Raw genomic sequence first — 14,665 nt, 5'->3', positions numbered from 1 at the left:
TGCGTCACATCCGTTCCTTCCAACCCGCTCTGATCAGCCACCAGTTGACCGGATAGGCGGTGACAAATCCCGCCAGCATCGCGATTTGCATCGCAAACCAGAATATGGGCGTCGTGACCTCCGCAACGCCGCCATAGGCCGGAGCGAACCAGCCGAACTGCATGATCGCCATCGCGCCATACATGCCCACCTGCCATGCGGAAATGGAGGCGATGTCGGCCTTGAGCGCAGCGATGATGCCCCCGCCGACCGACAGGTCGCGCATGGGCTTGATCGTGAAATATTGAAACGCCACCCCGATCGCGAAGGCCAGGATGAAATCCAGCACCCAGATCGCGAAAATCTTGTCTGCGAACAGGCTTTTCCACCCGAACCAGACCGCGATGACCGGAAAGGCGACCGCCAGCCATTCGGCGATCAGGTCGCCCAGGGTGCAACCCGCGCCGCAATGACTGGCGCCTTTGCCCACCATTATGGGGAACGGCAGGTCTTTGCGCTCATCATGGGGCGCCGGCGCCCGGCCCCAGGCATAATAGGCCGCCAGCCACAGCAGGCTGCCGAACAGGGCGGTGAGTGGCCATACTAGATTCATGATCCACATCGTCTGCGGCCGCCGGACTTCGTCGCACGCGATGATGAAGGCGCAGATGCCGCCCAGCGCCAGGGATATGGCGGCCGACAGGCTGAGCCAGGCGGGGAATTGCGCCACGGCCATCAGGCGCGGATGCGCACCGGCACCGATTTGGAGGCGGGCGTCTTCGAAAGGCGATCATGATGCGACAGGGGCACGAGCGGATTCATTTCCGGATAATAGGCCGCGACGCATCCGGACGGCAGGTCGAACGGCGTGACGGTCAGGCCGCCAACCGACCGCGCCACGCCGTCTTCCGCGTCGCTTTCCAACGCGACGACCTGGCCGGCCTCAAGCCGGGCCTTCGCCATTTCCTCCGGGCTGATGAGCAGCACGTCGCGCGTGCCCTCAATGCCGCGCATCCGGTCGGAATAGCCATAGATGGTGGTGTTGAACTGATCGTTGGAGCGTAACGTGATCAACCGGTAGCGGCCGGGCGCATCGGGGAAGCCGCAGGCGTTGAGCCCGTCCGGCACGGTGATCTCCACCTTGCCGCTTTGCGTCTTCCAGATTCTTTCGCGCGCCGCATTGCCCTTGTAGAATCCGCCGGGCGTGAACATGCGTTCGTTGAACTTTTCGAACTTGTCGGGATAGGTCGCCTCGATCAGATCGCGGACCTTGCCATAATCGCCGACCCATTCGTCCCACCGGATTTTGGGATGGGGAGGAAGCGTCGCCTTGGCGATGCCCGCGACGATGGCGAGTTCGGACAGGAGATGCGCGCTCGCCGGTTTGCGCTTGCCCACCGAACCATGGATCATGCTCAGACTGTCTTCCATGGTGACGGTCTGCGGACCCGACGCCTGTTGATCCGTCTCCGACCGTCCCAGGCAGGGCAGCAGATAGGCGACTTCGCCGTTGATCAGATGACTGCGATTGAGCTTGGTCGCGATCTGGACGGTCAGCCGCATTTTCTGCCAGGCGGCCTCCATCTTCTCGCGTTCGGGAATGGCGCGGACGAAATTGCCGCCCAGGCCGATAAAGGCGCGGACGCTGCCCTCGATGATCCCCTCACAGGCTTCCACGGTCGCCATGCCGGTGTCAGGCGGCGGGTCGAAGTCGAACAATTCCCGTAACTTGTCATAAGGCACCAGTTCGGGTTTTTCGGAAATGCCGACGGTGCGCTGCCCCTGGACATTGCTGTGCCCGCGCACCGGCGAGATGCCCGCGCCTTCGCGGCCCAGATTGCCCCGCATCGCCAGCAGGTTCACCAGCATCCCGATGGTCTGCGATCCATGGACATGCTGGGTGACGCCCATGCCGTAAATGCCGATGACATTATGCGCGTCGCAATAAATGTCGCCGGCCGCTTCCAGATCCTTGCGTGCAATGCCGGATTCGCGCTCGATTTCGTCCCACGCCGTCGCCTTCACCCGCGCAACAAAGTCGTCGAAGCCGTGGCAATGTTGTTCGATGAAACCCATGTCGAGAAGATGCCGGTTAGCATCGGCCAAATGACGCGCCTCGCGCGCCAGCACATGCTTGCACAGCCCCATGATCGCGGCGATGTCGCCGCTGGGCCGGACCTGGAAATAGAGTTCGGAAATCTGCGTTTCCCTACCCATCAGCATCTCGGTCGGGCTCTGCGGGTTGGTGAAGGCGATCAGCCCTTTTTCCCGCAGCGGATTGAAGGTCACGATCCTGCATCCGCGCTTCACCGCCTCCTGCAAGGGATGGAGAAAGCGCGGGCTGTTCTGCCCGGTGCTCTGGCCAAAGAAGAAGATCGCGTCGCATTTGGAAAAATCGTCGAGCACGCAGGTGCCGACCGACGATCCGGTGACCTTCTTTAGGCCGACCGATGTCGTCTCATGGCACATGTTGGAACTGTCGGGCAGGTTGTTATGCCCATAGAGCCGCGCGAACAGCGCATAGAGATAGCTTGTTTCCAGACTGGCGCGGCCCGAGGCATAGAAGATGGTCGATTTGGGATCGAGCGCCTTCAATTCCGCGGCGATCCCGGCAAACGCCTCGTCCCAGCCCACCGGCACATAGGTGTCGCTTTCGCTGTCGTATCGCATCGGCTGGGTCAGCCGTCCGGTCTGCTCCAGATCATAATCGCTCCACCCCTTGAGTTCCGTGATTGTATGTTTGGCGAAGACGTCCGGGGTGCACCGGCGGCTGGTGAGTTCCCACAAGGTCGCCTTGGCGCCATTTTCGCAAAATTCGAAGGGATGGGGATGGGCGGGCTTGGTCCAGGCGCACGATACGCACATGAAGCCGCCCGGCTTGTTCTGGTGCGCCAGCGTATCCAGCGCGGCGGGCGTCGCCCATTCCTTGCCATAGATGCTGGATATGCCCCGCAACGATCCCCAACCCCCGGCCGGGCCGTCATAATGAACGGTATCGTCGTCCTGCTTGGTCGGATCGCCCATGCTGTCCTTCTCCCTTGACTATGCATCGGGAACGGAGCCGCCGCCGATGCGTTCCGCGACATTGCGGAAAGTTCACATTATCCAGCGGCGCGTCAGATAGTCGGTCGCCGTCAGCATGATCAAAATCGCCAGCCAGACGAACCCGGCGATCGCAGCCAGCCGCGCCAGGCCGCTTTCGCGCCGCATCTCCATGAAAAACCAGAGGATGAGGATGGCCTTGGCCGTGGCGATCGCATAGGCGACCCACGGCTTCGCCATACCGATCGGCAGGAAGGCGGCGCCGACCGTCAGCGCCAGCAACGCCATCAGCGCGGCCCAGACCAGCAGCAGGCGCACTGCCCCGCTCATCGCACGCCCGCCAGATATAAAGTAGGGTAGAGAAAGACCCAGATTACATCCACCAGATGCCAGTAGAGCGCGACATTACCGATCAGCATGGCATGCCGGTCCTGGCGTGCGCCGCGGTTGAGCGCCGCCGCCGCCAGCAGCGCCAGGCCGAAGGTCACATGAACCGCATGAAGGCCGGTGCCGATGAAATAGAGGTTCATGAACAATTGCTGCGTCCGCCCTTCGAAATGGGTCGTCGCCATGCCCGGCATCAGCCCCTCCCGATATTCGCCGGCATATTCGACGCCCTTGATCGCCAGGAACACCGTGCCCAACGCCACCGCGCCCCACAGCGCACATGCCGCCCATCGCGCTTGTCCGTTCCGCGCCGCCTGCACGGCCAGCGCGGCGCACAGGCTGGAGGTCAGCAAAACGCCCGTATTGGCCGTCCCCAACCACAACTTCAGATGATGCGCCGCGTCGACATAACCGGCCGGATGCTCCAGCCGTAGCGCCAGCGCGGCGGCGAAGATGCCGCCGAACAACATCACTTCGCTGGCCAGAAAGATCAGCATCCCCAGCCGTTCGGCCTCGCGCTGGCGCGCCGCACGCGCGAAGGGTTCCTGGACGCCGCCTTCAGCCATCGTCACGGCTCGCGGGATGGGCCAGCGGATAGTCATAGGGCTGGCGGACGACCACTGGCTGCGCGATGAAATTATGCTTGGGCGGGGGCGAACTCGTCGTCCACTCCAGACCTGACGCTCCCCAAGGGTTGGCCGGCGCGCGGCGCCCCCCGGGCAATAGCGACCAGAGAAGATAGAAGGCGGGCATCGCATAGCCGACCGCCAGCAAGGCCGCGCCCAATGATGAGATGACGTGCAGCACCTGGAATTCGGGCGGATAGACATGGTAACGGCGCGGCATCCCTTGATAGCCCAGCAGAAATTGCGGGAAGAAGGTGATGTTGAACCCGACCAGGATCAGGATCGCGGCGATCCGCCCCAGCGTCTCGTTGTAAAGGCGCCCGGTCATCTTGGGCCACCAGAAATGCAGGCCGCCAAAGAAGGCGGTCACGCTGCCGCCGACCATGATGTAGTGGAAATGGGCGACCACGAAGTAGGTGTCGGTCACATGCACGTCGATCGCCAGCATCGCCAGCATCAGACCCGTCAGGCCGCCCGCCACGAACAGCCCGATGAAACCGAGCGCAAACAGCAGCGGCGCATCGATCGCGACGTCGGCCTTATAGAGGGTGGCGGTCCAGTTGTAGACCTTGATGGCGCTGGGCACCGCCACCGCGATCGACAGAAAGGAAAAGACGGCGCTCGCGAACACCGACTGGCCCGACACGAACATGTGGTGGCCCCAAACCATGAAGCCGATCACCGCGATCGCGATCGACGCGAAGGCGACGAACCAATAGCCGAAGATACGCTTGTGCGCGGCGGCGGTGATGAGTTCGCTGACTACCCCCAACGCCGGCAGCACCATGATATAGACCGCCGGATGGCTGTAGAACCAGAAGAGATGCTGGAACAATAGCGGGTCGCCGCCCAGGCGCGGATCGAACACGCCGATGCCGATCAGCCGCTCGGCCGCGACCAGCAACAACGTGATCGCCAGCACCGGCGTCGCCAGCACGAAGATGATGGACACGGCATAATGCGACCAGATGAACAGCGGCAGGCGGCTCCACGTCATGCCGGGCGCCCGCAGCTTGTGAATGGTGACGATGAAGTTCAGGCCGGTAAGGATCGTCGAAAAGCCGCTGATGAACACGGCGACGATCGTCGCGACGACCGCCCCATTGGCATAGACGGACGACAACGGTGTGTAGAAGGTCCAGCCGGTATCGACCCCGCCACTGACTACGACATAGAGCGTCAGCAACCCCGACAGGATATAGATATACCAGCTCAACAGATTGAGGCGGGGAAAGGCCAGGTCCCGCGTGCCGATCATGATCGGCACCAGGAAATTACCCAGCACATTGGGGATGGACGGGATCAGGAAGAACCAGACCATGATGATCCCGTGGATCGAAAAGGCCCGGTTATAGCCATCATTTGTGAGCAGGTCGCCCTGCGGCGTCAGCAGGTCGAGCCGGATCAGCGCTGCCGCACCCGCGCCGATCAGGAAGAACAGCGTGATCGAAACAAGATAGAGCAGCGCGATCCGCTTGTGATCCGTGGTGAAGAACCAGGAACGCAGGCTGTGGCTCTCGGCCAGATAGCTGGGCGCCCGTTCCTCGGGCGGATGCTCGAAACGCGGCTCGTCGGTCATTTGCTATCCTCGCGGGCGCGGCTGGATTTCAGATAGGCGACCAGCGCATTGACCTGTTCGGGCGCCAGCACATTGCCATAGGTCGGCATGATCGGGCGGTAGCCGGCCGCGACCTGTTTGTTGGGCAGCAGGATGGAATCGCTCAGATACTGATCGTCCGCGATCAACGTACCACCGTCGGCCAATGCGACCGGTCGGCCGAAAATGCCCTCCAGCGGCGGCGCCTTTACCGATGCGGCCGCGCTATGGCATCCGCTGCACCCCAGATCGCGAAACAGCCTGGCCCCTGCCTGCGCCAGCGTGCCGTCCATGCCGCCATCCCGGTTGCGCCCCAGCCAGACCGCATAGTCCTGCGGCGGCATCACGATCAGCGTGCCGCCCATCGCACTATGGTCCGCCCCGCAAAATTCGGCGCAGCGCAGCGGATAGCGCCCCGGCTTGTCGGCATTGAACCAGAGCGAGGTATAGCGCCCCGGCACCAGATCCTGCTTTTGGCGCAGCGCCGGCACATAGAAGCTGTGGATCACATCCTCCGACGTCATGATCAGCTTGACCGGCCGCCCCGCCGGCACATGCAGATTGTTGATCTCCCGCGCGCCGTCGGGATGCTGGAATTTCCACATCCACTGCTTGGCGACGACATGGATGGGGATGGCGTCGGGCGGCGGTCGATAAAGGTCGAGGAAAAGCATCGTCGCCCACACGTAAAAACCCAGCACCAGGATGAAGGGGATGACGGACCAGCCCACCTCCACCCAGAGGTTGCGGGTCGGCGCATGATCGCGATTGACCTCCCGGCTGCGCCGGTAGCGGATGGCGAACCAGCTCATCAGAACGAAGACCGGGATGGTCAGCAGCCAGACCATCGCACCGAAGCTGCCGATCAGCAGGTCGACCTGCTGCGCATGATGCGACGCCGCGGGCGGCCAGAGTTCGATGCCCGCGCTCATGCGGGTCTCCTGCGCAGGCGCCAGATCAGCGCGATCAGGCCGATCACGGTCAAGGCGGCGGCCAGCTTCAGCATCTTTTCGATCGACGCGGTGTAGCGGCCGGTCGCCGGGTCATAATGGAAACAGAGCAGCAGCAGCCTCTCGCCCCAGCGCGCCCGTTTGTCCTGCCCTGCATCCAGCACCGCCTGCCGCAGATCGGTCGGCCGGGGCGTCAGGCCGTAGAGCCAGCCCGACAGCCGCCCCTGCGGGGTCAGCACGGCGGTCGCGGCGACATGAGCATATTGGCCGATGCGCTCGTCCCAGGCATAGCGATAGCCCAGCGCGCCGGTGACGGCATGGATGGCTTCCGCCGATCCGGTAAGAGCAAAAGCGGGCGCCCCCTCGCCGGCATGTGCCCGAAGCCGCGCAAGGTCATGGGCGGCATCTTCAGGCCCTTCTTCGGGGTCGATCCCGAATGCGACGAGAGTGAAATCGCGGCCGGGGCGGAGCGGTTGCGCCGCAATGGCGTCGGCCACTCCGGCCAGGGTCACACCGCAGATGTTCGGGCAATTGTGCAGCACCGGGATCAACAGGATGGGCTTGCCATCCCCCAATTGCTTCAGGGTCGCGGGCCGCCCGTCGGCCCGCGTGAAGGGCGCGTCCATGGGGATCGCCGCGCCGGGCCGTTCGTCGATGCCAGCCTCGCCGAAGGGATCGAAGCCGGCCTGCGCCCGCACCGGAGCAGCCACGCATAGCGCTATCAGAAGGAGGAAAAGGCGCGTCATCGCCGCGCCTCCGCATGATCGCGCGCGACTTGCGCCGTAGACGGCGCGCCTGCGCCATCCCACCCCCTGCGCGCGACCATCGCCATGGCCGCGTCGATGGTGACAGGGCCATCGCGCAGCCGCCGCCGCGCGCCGGCCTCGATCCGCAGCCGCGCGCGGGTCGGGTCGGCGAGCAGAGGCGGCGCCGGCGGCTGGCGATCGGCGTGGCTTGCCGCAGCGGCGCTTGGATGGTGGTTCGACCAGCTGCTCGCGACCAGCCCCGCCGTTCCCAGGCCAACCGGCATCAGGCTCATGAACGCGGCGAGGACATAGGCGACCTTTGCCGGCGGCGCGTCACCAGGCTCATGGCCAAACGCCAGAGCGGACATGCCCGGCTCGGCTGGCTTGCCGCGCTGGACGCGGGTATCCTTGTGCAGCGGCCGGGTCATGCCGGCGCCCTCGTCCCGATGCGGCGACGCATCGCGACCGCCAGTCCGACCGCCGTCACAGACGCCAGCGCGGCGGCGGCCAGGGCAAAGCTTGCGACCGCCAACGGCCCGCTTCCCGGCAGCGCGAACCAGGCGAACTCGATGAGCTTGCCTGCGATCACCGATATGCAGAGCCGCGCCAGCCAAGCCGCATTCCTGCGAAACCGCGCGAGCAACAGCGCCAGCAACGGCCATCCGCCCAGCAGCGCGAACGCCCATTCCGCCGCATCCCATCCCCCCGCCCGGCGGCCATACCATGCCGCGCCGTCCGGCAGGCCCGGCGACCACAGGATGAAGAAGGTCAGGAACTGGATATAGGCCCACATAAGCAGCAAGCAGAGCAGCAGTCCCCCCGACACGCCGACGCGATAGGGCCGCCCGCCCAGGGTGATGCGAAACAGCAGCAGCACCGCGAACGCCAGCGTCACGGACAGGATCAGGATCTGAAGCCCGAAGGCCGATGATGCGAGCTTGAGGTCGAGCGACATCAGCCAGTCGATGGCCACCAGACTGCCCAGCACGGGAAAGGCCACCAGCGCGCCCGCCGCAACGACTCTGGTCCGGTGGCGCGCCCGGATCGCCCCGGATGCGCTCCAGAGCAGCGCAAACCAGAGCATGGTCCGCAGCGCGAAGGGAAGGGGGCCAAGCCAGACGCTTTGAAATGGCGTTTGGGGACCATGGATCATCCAGGGATAGATGACGCCCATCCCCAGCAGCACCGGCACAAAGGCGAGAAGCGCGGGCAGCGCCAACAGCGTTCCCGCCTCGCAGGTGAGGCGCAACGCTTCGCCCCAGACGCCGGGGATCAGCGTCATCATGGCCAGCAGGCACAATGATCCGGCCGGAATGGCGGCGAAGGCGGCCGCCGCGCCCAGCCAGCCGGTCAGCGCCGCGGCTGGATCGATCAGCGCAAGCGCGAGCGACGCGACCGCGCCCGCAGCGGCCGCAAACAGCATATGCCTTTCGGATGAGCGCAAATCAGCGCGCATCGGCGCCTCCCGCCGTCTGAAGCGCGCGGATATAGGCGGCGATGGCCCAACGGTCACGCGGGCTCACCCGATCGGCATAGGCATACATCACGCCATAGCCATGGGTGATGACGTTGTAGAAATGCGCGGTCGGCGCGGCGACCAGGCGCGGCTCCAGATAACTGGGCGGCCGGGGGAAACCGCGCGCGGGCACGATGCCGTCGCCCCGACCGTCAACCCCGTGACACATTGAACAATAAATATCGTACCGCTCCCGCCCGCGCGCCACCAGCGCCGCGCTCATCGGCGGCCGCAGTTCCTGCGCGGCGCGCGCCACGGCATCCTGGGCCACCGCGCCCTCCGGCGGCGCACCCATCGCGCTGCCATTGGCACTCAGCGGGGAGCGTTCGAAATCATCATAGCGCGGCTGCTGCACCATATTCTGGTCGCAACCGTTCAGCAGCAGCAGCGCCAGGATCAACGCCGCCCTCATGCCGAAACCTCAATGATCGCACGGGGACCGAGCGCGGCCAGAGCCTTGCCCGCGTCATCGCGATCAAAATCCGCGTCCGCCAGGATCGCCAGAAAGAAACGGTCGTCGGCCGACAGGTCGAAGCGGTCGGCGGCAAACACCGGATGGTTGAGGCGCGGCAGCCGATTGGCGACGAACAGCGTGCCGATCCCCGACAGCACCGCGCCCAGCACCAGCATCTCGAAACAGATCAGCATGAAGGCTGGCACGGCGATCAGCGGACGCCCGCCAACCCAGAGCGGATAGTCGAGATTGGTGCCCACCTGCATCAGGAACCCCAGCACCGCGCCCGCAGCGCCCCCGATCAGCATGGCGCGCGCGACCTTGTCATCGGTAAAGCCCAGCAGCCGGTCCAACCCTTCGACCGGGAAAGGCGTGAAGGCTTCCAGCCGGCGCCAGCCCTGCTCGCGCAGCCGGCGCGCAGCGTCCATCAGCCTTTCCGGGCTGTCGAATTCGGCCAGCAGGGCATAAGGTTCAGCCATCGCCGCCCTCCTGCGCCGCCTCGCGCACTTCAAAGGCGGAGATCACCGGCAGGAAGCGAATAAACAGCAGGAAGCAGGTGAGGAACAGCCCCAGCGTCCCGGCGTACAGGCTCCAGTCCCAGAATGTCGCCCGAAACAGCCCCTGCGAACTTTCCAGCCAGTCGCGATAGAGCGAGGAGACGAGCAGCATGTAGCGTTCCAGCCACATGCCGATCGCGACGCTGAGGCCGATCAGAAACAGCGGGATCGGGGACAGGCGCACGCGCTTCCACCAGAGCGCCTGCAACGGGACGAAATTGAGGATGACCGCCCCCCAGTAGCTCCAGGCGTAGGGACCGGCGAAGCGATCCCACATCGTTTCCGCCTCGCGCCCACCCGCCCAGGCTGCGGTAAAGACTTCCGCCAGATAGCCATAGGCGGTCATTAGCCCTGTCGCGAGCAACAGGATGCCCAGCATGTTCAGATGGCGCGGCGTCACCAGCGTTCCCAGCCGCAGCATCGCCCTCAACCACACGGTCAGCATCGACACGACCGCGAAACCGGAAAAAGCCGCCCCCAGCACGAAATAGGGCGGGAACACGGTCGAAACCCAGCCCGGCACTGGCCCGGCCGCCATCAGCAGCGAAATTTCCGAATGGACCGACACCACCAGCGGCACGGCGATCGCGGCGGTCAGGCCGTAGCTTTGCCGCCAGCGATGCCAATGTTGCGCAGAACCGCGCCATCCCAGCGCGCCCAGGCCGAAAAATATCTGCCAGCGCCGCCTTTTCGCGCGATCCCGCGCCGCCGCCAGATCAGGGATGATGCCGATATACCAGAACAATATGGATACGATCAAATAGGTCAGGACGGCGAAGAAGTCCCAGGTCAGCGGGCTCTTGAACTGCGGCCAGACGCCCATGGTGCTGGGATAGGGCGCCATCCAGTAAAAGCGCCATGGCCGGCCCAGATGCAGGATCGGATAAAGACCCGCGCACATGACGGCGAACAGCGTCATCGCTTCGGCAAAGCGATTGAGCGAATTGCGCCATTGCTGGCCGACCAGCAGCAGCATCGCGGAAATCAGCGTGCCGGCATGGCCGATGCCCAGCCACCAGATATAGTTGGAGATGGGAAAGCCCCATGCGACGGGAATATTATTCCCCCACACGCCCGGCCCCCGCGCAAACAGCACCGCGACCGAAATGAGGAACAGCGCCAGCAGGCAAAGCGCAAGCAGGAATAGCGCCCACCAGGCGCGCGGCGCGGGAAAGCGCGTCGGAATGACGACGACATGACGGGCGGCGACGTCCTGCTGGGCGGCTGCGGTCATGCCTGGTCCCCACGCCGGATGCGGGCCTGATAGGTGGTGCGCGGGCGGGTATTGGCCTCACGCAACAGGTCATAGTCGCGCCCATTGCCCTTGCGCTCCGACACCGCGCTGTCGTCGCGGGAAACATCGCCAAAGACGATCGCCTGCGTCGGGCAGGCCGCCTGGCAGGCGGTGACCACTTCGCCCTCGGCAATGGGGCGATCCTGCTTCTTCGCCTCGATCCGCGCCGCGCTGATCCGCTGGATGCAATAGGTGCATTTTTCCATGACCCCCCGCCCGCGCACCGTAACCTCGGGATTACGCGCGGCGCGCAGTTCGGGCGGGTCGCCACCGGTCAGGTCGAACCAGTTGAAGCGCCGCACCTTATAGGGGCAATAGGCCGAACAGGTTCGCGTGCCGATGCATCGGTTGTAGACCTGAAGGTTGAGGCCGTCGGGGCTATGCACGGTGGCGTTGACCGGACACCCCATTTCACACGGCGCATCTTCGCAATGCATACAGGGCACGGGCTGGAAGGCATGGGTCGGATCGTCCGGCGAGCCTTGATAATAGCGATCGACTCGCAGCCAGTGCATCTCCCGCCCCATCGCGACCTGGTCCTTGCCGACCATCGGGATATTGTTCTCGGCCACGCAGGCGACGACGCAGGCATTGCAACCGATGCACAGGTCGAGGTCGATCGCCATGCCCCAGGCAGGACTGGATCTCTGCGGCGGAAAAAAGCTGGAACGCGGCGGCTCCTTGGGCAATTTGTCGCCGGCGGCATCGACGAAGCGGACAAATTCGTCCTCTTCCATCGCAAAATGATGCTGGGTCGAAACGACAGCTTCCGTCCGGCCCAGCTTTTCGATCGTCACTGGCCCGCTCGCGTCCGCCAGCGGCCATGCATTGAAGCCCACCCCCCGCGCGACGCGCCCGCCCCGGCTGCGGCCATGGCCCAGATGCACCAACAGGGTATCGCGCTGTTGGCCGGGCAGGATCCATACCGGCCCCTCCACGCTCCGGCCGCCGATCGACAGCCGCACGACATCCTCATTTGCCAGCCCCTGTTCGCGCGCCAGTGCCGGGCTGACATGGATGGCGTTGCCCCAGGCGATCTTGGTCAGCGGCTTGGGCAATTCCTGGAGCCAGGGATTGGAGCCGAACCGGCCATCCCAGATACAGGGGTCGGGCCGCACGATGACCGAAAGCCCCTCGCCCGCGGCAGGAATCGCCTCCCCCTCGTCCGTCGCAGGCGGCTCTGACGGCGCCGGGGACGCTTGCGCGCCGGCAACATATCCGCTCAGCAGCGCCTGCCGCCAGCCTGCATCATCCAGCCCCCAGGTCGCACGCACAATGGCCCGGTCAGGCCGGTCGTCGCCTGTCAGGTTTGCGAGCACCGCATGGCGAGATCGCACCGCCAGCCAGGGGCGCACCAGCGGCTGGATGATGGCGGCGGACTGATCCGCGCAGCGCCCGTCGCTCCAGCTTTCAAGCCCATGGGCGAGCGGCAGGTGCCAGCGGCAATGCACGGCGGTCTCATCGGCATGAAGGCCCGCATGAATGCATTCGGGCACCCTGGCCATCGCGGTGGCGAAGGCGGGATCGGCATAGGCGGGATTGGCATCAAGTATCAGCAAGGCGGCCACCGCGCCCTGCTCCATATCGGACGACAGCGCGCGAAGATCCCCCGACCCCGGCACCTCCGGGGCAGGATCGGCCGCGACATTGCCCAGCATGGCCGCGATCCGGCGGACGGCGCGATGCGACGCGGGCGGGTGATGCGCACCCAGCGCGATCAGCCCCTGCCCGCGATGCCGGTTCAATTCAGCGGCGCAGGCCTGCACCCATGCCGCTTCGCGGGTATTGAGACCGGCTGGCGCATCGCCCGATCCGACCATGGCCTCCAGCGCCGCAATCAGGATTGCGATCCGGTCCTGCCGCACCGCCAGTCGATCGGTCGCCGTGACGCCGGTGATGGTGGGGCTGGGTTCGGCCACGAACATCGAGGCGCTGCCCTGCCCGGCCTGATAGTTCCGCCGCCGCTCGGACCATCCCCTGGCATGAAAGGTCTGGAAAGGCCCTGGACCGATCAGGTCGTCATCCAGCGCGACCACTATCTGCGCCTGTTCCAGGCGCAAGCCGTGCGGCCGGCGTGGCAGCGGTGACCATTGATGCCAGCGCGCTTCGGGCCAGCGAGCCAGCAGGTCGCCGATCTGGCGCAGCAGGGTTGGCGATCCCACCGGGCCGGTCAGCAGGCGAAAGCCCGCGCCGCCCGTCCGGTCGAAGGTACGACGCAGGCTCGCCATCGCGCTGTCCACCCGCGCCCAATCGATCTCGTCGCCCTTGAACAAGGGGGCTTTGGACCGTTCGGGGTCATAAAGGTCCAGCAACGCGGCCTGGGTGAACGCATCCGTCGCCCCGCCGCTGGCCGGGTGACGTGCATTGCCCTCCAGCTTGATCGGCCGGGCCATGCGCGTCCTGCCCATCACGGGCTGCGCCACGCCGTCCATCTCGACCGCCGTCGCATAATGACGCGCAATGCCGGGCGTCTCGCCCTCGGGCTGCACCACATAGGGCAGCGCGTCCTCGTCCGGCGACCGCTCGCAGCCATCTAGCCCCGCCATGGCCAGCGCGCCGCCCAGACATTTTAATATATCGCGCCGGCGCCAGTCCGCCCCCGCGCCGGCGATCGCCGGAAACGCCTGCGCCAGTCGATCGCGCATGTCGGGACGCGCAACCAGATCGTCGAGTCCGCGCCAGAACGCTCGCCCGTTCGCATCGCGCAGCGCCGACAGGGCCGCGTCCAGGGTGCGCCCGCCGTTCATCGGTGACATATTTCGCAGTTGACGAGGGTTTTTGGATCGATGCTGTGAGCAGCCATCACGCGCGCGCCATAGCGGCGCTTGTCCGCCTCGGACCATGGCAGCGGCTCCATTTGCGTCACCTTGTCCGGTGGACGAAGATGCGGAGCGGGATTCTGGTGGCATTCGATGCAGAATTGCATCTGGAACGGCTTGGCCCGCTGGGTGAGGGGCATGGTATCGATGCGGCCATGGCATTCGACGCAGGCGACACCGCGATCGACATGGATCGAATGGTTGAAATAGACATAGTCCGGCACTTGCGACACCCGGTGCCAGACGAGCGGCCGCCCGGTCGCCATGCTTTCCCGCACCGGCGCCAAAACTTCAGCGCCGGTCCAGAGCTGCGAGTGGCAGGTCATGCAGATATGGGTGGCGGGCAGGCCTGCATTGGCGCTGGTTTCCACGCTGGTATGACAATAGCGGCAATCAATGCCGGCGTCGGCGACATGATGCTTGTGGCTGAACGGGACGGGTTGATGCTGCACCCATCCCTGCTCGGTTTCATAGGGGGATCGCACACGCGCCCATCCGGCGACCCCCAGGGCGACCGCCGAAAGGCAGATCAATATCGCTCCTATCCGCAACCAGCTATCGGCCACGGGGGGGAATATCTGTGTCAGTGCGCCCTCCCTGCCTACAAGGGCAGGAAGACCGCAATGGCGTTTAAGTTCCAGCCAGACGCCTTTTTATCGCATGTTTTCATCCGGCAGACGGACGATGCAGTCGCCCGA

The 14,665-nt window shown here is 65.1% G+C and carries 14 protein-coding genes; all 14 read right to left on the bottom strand.

All coding sequences use genetic code 11. From position 1 onward, the window contains the following. Positions 1-4: 4 nt before the first annotated feature. A complete protein-coding gene (locus C100_RS25720) occupies positions 5-715 on the bottom strand; it encodes a DUF4396 domain-containing protein (protein ID WP_024017875.1) in 711 nt (236 codons plus the stop codon). Next, positions 715-3,003: an FdhF/YdeP family oxidoreductase gene (locus tag C100_RS25715; protein ID WP_024017874.1), complete on the bottom strand. Its 2,289-nt coding sequence runs from the start codon at positions 3,001-3,003 to the stop codon at positions 715-717. Before C100_RS25715 ends, C100_RS25720 begins: the two co-directional genes overlap by 1 nt. 72 nt (positions 3,004-3,075) lie before the next feature. After that, positions 3,076-3,351, bottom strand: a complete 276-nt coding sequence (locus tag C100_RS25710) for a cytochrome C oxidase subunit IV family protein (RefSeq protein WP_024017873.1) — start codon at positions 3,349-3,351, stop codon at positions 3,076-3,078. Then, positions 3,348-3,974, bottom strand: coding sequence for a cytochrome c oxidase subunit 3 (locus C100_RS25705; RefSeq protein ID WP_031308398.1), 627 nt, complete (start codon positions 3,972-3,974; stop codon positions 3,348-3,350). The genes C100_RS25710 and C100_RS25705 overlap by 4 nt, the downstream gene beginning before the upstream one ends. Then, a complete protein-coding gene (locus C100_RS25700; RefSeq protein WP_024017871.1) occupies positions 3,967-5,613 on the bottom strand; it encodes a cytochrome c oxidase subunit I in 1,647 nt (548 codons plus the stop codon). Before C100_RS25700 ends, C100_RS25705 begins: the two co-directional genes overlap by 8 nt. Further along, on the bottom strand, positions 5,610-6,563 hold the full coding sequence (gene coxB / locus C100_RS25695) for a cytochrome c oxidase subunit II (protein ID WP_024017870.1): 954 nt from the start codon (positions 6,561-6,563) through the stop codon (positions 5,610-5,612). The genes C100_RS25700 and coxB overlap by 4 nt, the downstream gene beginning before the upstream one ends. After that, a complete protein-coding gene (locus C100_RS25690) occupies positions 6,560-7,327 on the bottom strand; it encodes an SCO family protein (RefSeq protein ID WP_024017869.1) in 768 nt (255 codons plus the stop codon). The genes coxB and C100_RS25690 overlap by 4 nt, the downstream gene beginning before the upstream one ends. Then, entirely contained in the window at positions 7,324-7,755 is a 432-nt protein-coding gene (locus C100_RS25685) for a hypothetical protein (protein WP_024017868.1), read from the bottom strand. Before C100_RS25685 ends, C100_RS25690 begins: the two co-directional genes overlap by 4 nt. Next, positions 7,752-8,783, bottom strand: a complete 1,032-nt coding sequence (locus tag C100_RS0123760; RefSeq protein ID WP_152536385.1) for a hypothetical protein — start codon at positions 8,781-8,783, stop codon at positions 7,752-7,754. The genes C100_RS25685 and C100_RS0123760 overlap by 4 nt, the downstream gene beginning before the upstream one ends. Next, positions 8,773-9,255, bottom strand: coding sequence for a c-type cytochrome (locus tag C100_RS25680; RefSeq protein ID WP_024017866.1), 483 nt, complete (start codon positions 9,253-9,255; stop codon positions 8,773-8,775). The genes C100_RS0123760 and C100_RS25680 overlap by 11 nt, the downstream gene beginning before the upstream one ends. Next, a complete protein-coding gene (locus C100_RS25675) occupies positions 9,252-9,776 on the bottom strand; it encodes a DUF3341 domain-containing protein (protein ID WP_024017865.1) in 525 nt (174 codons plus the stop codon). Before C100_RS25675 ends, C100_RS25680 begins: the two co-directional genes overlap by 4 nt. Further along, positions 9,769-11,088 carry an NrfD/PsrC family molybdoenzyme membrane anchor subunit gene (gene nrfD / locus C100_RS25670; protein WP_024017864.1) on the bottom strand — a complete coding sequence of 440 codons (1,320 nt, stop codon included), beginning with the start codon at positions 11,086-11,088 and terminating at the stop codon, positions 9,769-9,771. Before nrfD ends, C100_RS25675 begins: the two co-directional genes overlap by 8 nt. Further along, on the bottom strand, positions 11,085-13,895 hold the full coding sequence (locus C100_RS25665; RefSeq protein ID WP_024017863.1) for a TAT-variant-translocated molybdopterin oxidoreductase: 2,811 nt from the start codon (positions 13,893-13,895) through the stop codon (positions 11,085-11,087). The genes nrfD and C100_RS25665 overlap by 4 nt, the downstream gene beginning before the upstream one ends. Beyond that, on the bottom strand, positions 13,892-14,500 hold the full coding sequence (locus tag C100_RS25660; protein ID WP_235218985.1) for a cytochrome c3 family protein: 609 nt from the start codon (positions 14,498-14,500) through the stop codon (positions 13,892-13,894). The genes C100_RS25665 and C100_RS25660 overlap by 4 nt, the downstream gene beginning before the upstream one ends. Between the last annotated feature and the right edge of the window lie 165 nt (positions 14,501-14,665).

Origin of the sequence: Sphingobium sp. C100, from assembly GCF_000508185.1 — a bacterium.
GTDB lineage: Bacteria > Pseudomonadota > Alphaproteobacteria > Sphingomonadales > Sphingomonadaceae > Sphingobium.
This window is presented reverse-complemented; position numbering and strand designations above follow the sequence as displayed.

Excerpts from the sequence above, each read along its gene's own strand:
- C100_RS25720 (WP_024017875.1), bottom strand. The coding sequence starts at position 715 with ATGGCCGTGGCGCAATTCCCCGCCTGGCTCAGCCTGTCGGCCGCCATA.
- C100_RS25715 (WP_024017874.1), bottom strand. The coding sequence starts at position 3,003 with ATGGGCGATCCGACCAAGCAGGACGACGATACCGTTCATTATGACGGC.
- C100_RS25710 (WP_024017873.1), bottom strand. The coding sequence starts at position 3,351 with ATGAGCGGGGCAGTGCGCCTGCTGCTGGTCTGGGCCGCGCTGATGGCG.
- C100_RS25705 (WP_031308398.1), bottom strand. The coding sequence starts at position 3,974 with ATGGCTGAAGGCGGCGTCCAGGAACCCTTCGCGCGTGCGGCGCGCCAG.
- C100_RS25700 (WP_024017871.1), bottom strand. The coding sequence starts at position 5,613 with ATGACCGACGAGCCGCGTTTCGAGCATCCGCCCGAGGAACGGGCGCCC.
- coxB (WP_024017870.1), bottom strand. The coding sequence starts at position 6,563 with ATGAGCGCGGGCATCGAACTCTGGCCGCCCGCGGCGTCGCATCATGCG.
- C100_RS25690 (WP_024017869.1), bottom strand. The coding sequence starts at position 7,327 with ATGACGCGCCTTTTCCTCCTTCTGATAGCGCTATGCGTGGCTGCTCCG.
- C100_RS25685 (WP_024017868.1), bottom strand. The coding sequence starts at position 7,755 with ATGACCCGGCCGCTGCACAAGGATACCCGCGTCCAGCGCGGCAAGCCA.
- C100_RS0123760 (WP_152536385.1), bottom strand. The coding sequence starts at position 8,783 with ATGCGCGCTGATTTGCGCTCATCCGAAAGGCATATGCTGTTTGCGGCC.
- C100_RS25680 (WP_024017866.1), bottom strand. The coding sequence starts at position 9,255 with ATGAGGGCGGCGTTGATCCTGGCGCTGCTGCTGCTGAACGGTTGCGAC.
- C100_RS25675 (WP_024017865.1), bottom strand. The coding sequence starts at position 9,776 with ATGGCTGAACCTTATGCCCTGCTGGCCGAATTCGACAGCCCGGAAAGG.
- nrfD (WP_024017864.1), bottom strand. The coding sequence starts at position 11,088 with ATGACCGCAGCCGCCCAGCAGGACGTCGCCGCCCGTCATGTCGTCGTC.
- C100_RS25665 (WP_024017863.1), bottom strand. The coding sequence starts at position 13,895 with ATGAACGGCGGGCGCACCCTGGACGCGGCCCTGTCGGCGCTGCGCGAT.